At 64.4% G+C, this 1,831-nt stretch carries 2 protein-coding genes; both read left to right on the top strand.

Annotated elements, in window-relative coordinates; all coding sequences use genetic code 11:
- Positions 1–2: 2 nt before the first annotated feature.
- A complete protein-coding gene (locus tag AC04MI_RS24930) occupies positions 3–371 on the top strand; it encodes a LexA family protein (protein WP_476499014.1) in 369 nt (122 codons plus the stop codon).
- A 20-nt stretch (positions 372–391) separates the two neighbouring features.
- Complete coding sequence (locus AC04MI_RS24925) at positions 392–1,690, top strand: Y-family DNA polymerase (protein WP_476499013.1); 1,299 nt, start codon at positions 392–394, stop codon at positions 1,688–1,690.
- Positions 1,691–1,831 lie beyond the last annotated feature (141 nt).

Below are 1,831 nucleotides of genomic sequence, written 5' to 3'. Positions count from 1 at the left end.
GGGTGAGCGTGCGCGCGGGGTTTCCATCGCCAGCGGACGACTTCGTGGTGGAGCGACTGGACATCATGCAGCTGCTGGTGAAGCACCCCCAGGCCACCTATTTCTGGCGCGTGCGGGGCGACTCGATGCGGGACGCTGGAATTGAAGACGGGAGCATCATCGCTGTGGACCGGGCGATCAAGCCCAAGCACAACAGCATCGTCGTGGCCATTGTGGACGGCGAATGCACCGTGAAGTATTTGCACCAGCGCGCCGGCCGCATCAAGCTGCGCGCGGCCAACCCCACCTATCCCGACATCATCCCCCGCGACAGCCAGACCATTGAGGTTTGGGGCGTGGTGAGTGGGTGCGTGAAATTGTTTCTCACCTGATCTGATGGACGGAGTCCAGCATGTATGCGCTGGTGGATGGCAACAATTTTTACGTGAGCTGTGAGCGGGTGTTCCGCCCCAGCCTGAACGGCCGCCCGGTGGTGGTGCTGAGCAACAACGACGGCTGCGCCATCGCCCGCAGCAATGAGGCCAAGGCCCTGGGCATCAAGATGGGGGCGCCGTGGTTCCAGATCCGGCACATGGAAGAGACCCACGGGCTTGTGGCCTTGAGTGCCAACTTCACGCTGTACGGCGACATGAGCAACCGGATGATGAGCCTGGCGGCGGGCCTGGGCCCCTCGCAGGAGATCTACAGCATCGATGAGTCGTTCATCGGCCTGCAAGGGCTGCGGGGCGACCTGATCACACGCAGCCACGCCATCCGCGCCCGCATCCACCAGTGGGTGGGCATCCCCTGCGGTATCGGCATTGGTCACACCAAAACGCTGGCGAAGCTGGCCAACCACATTGCCAAGACGGCTGAGCGCAAACCGGGCAGCTATCCAGTCGAGCTGGCCCAGGTGWGCAACTTGACCGCCCTGCCCGCCCAGGACCTGGACGACGTGCTGGCCAGCACGATGGTGGAAGAAGTCTGGGGTGTGGGCCGGAAGATCGCGGCGCAGCTGCATGAGGGCGGCGTGCATACCGTGCTGGACCTGGCCCGACTGGACCCCGCCACCGTGCGCAGGCGTTGGAGCGTGGTGCTGGAGCGCACCGTGCGCGAGTTGCAGGGCATGCAGTGCATTGACCTGGACGATGCACCAGCACCGAAGAAAGAAATTGCCTGCACCCGGTCTTYCGGTCATGCGGTGACTGAGCTGCCGCCGCTGGTGGAGGCCGTGAGTGAGTTCGCCAGCCGCGCGGCCGAGAAGCTGCGCAAGCAAGGCAGCCTGGCCAGCCAGCTGCTGGTGTTCTGCCACACGTCCCCATTCCGGCCCGGGCCCCGGTTCAACCGCAGCATCGTGGTGCCGCTGCGTCGCCCCACCGCCGACACCGGCAAGCTGGTGTGGGCTGCCACTGCCGGCATGCGGCGCATCTACGAGCCCGGCTACAAGATGGCCAAGGCCGGGGTGATGCTGCTGGACCTGGTGCCGGGCTGCGTGTTGCAGGGCGAACTGGATCTGGAGGATGAAGACCACCGGGACCGCACGAAGCTGATGGTGGCGCTGGACACGCTCAACAAGCGGTACGGCAAGGGCACTGTGCATTCAGGCGCCACGGGCGGCACCAACAAGGGCAAGGACTGGGGGATGAAGCAGGAAAGGCGCACACCGCAGTACACGACGCGGTGGGAGGATGTGCCGGTGGCAAGAGCCTGACATCGGGAGCGAGACAGCAATGGCAATATAGCTTGCCTAGCTTGCCTAGCTTGCCTAGCTTGCCTAGCTTGCCTAGCTTGCCTAGCTTGCCTAGCTTGCCTAGCTTGCCTAGCTTGCCTAGCTTGCCTAGCTTGCCTAGCT

It is taken from the genome of Acidovorax sp. LjRoot204, assembly GCF_056175785.1.
The sequence above is the reverse complement of the archived record's forward strand: the minus strand, read 5'-3'. Positions and strand labels throughout refer to the sequence as shown.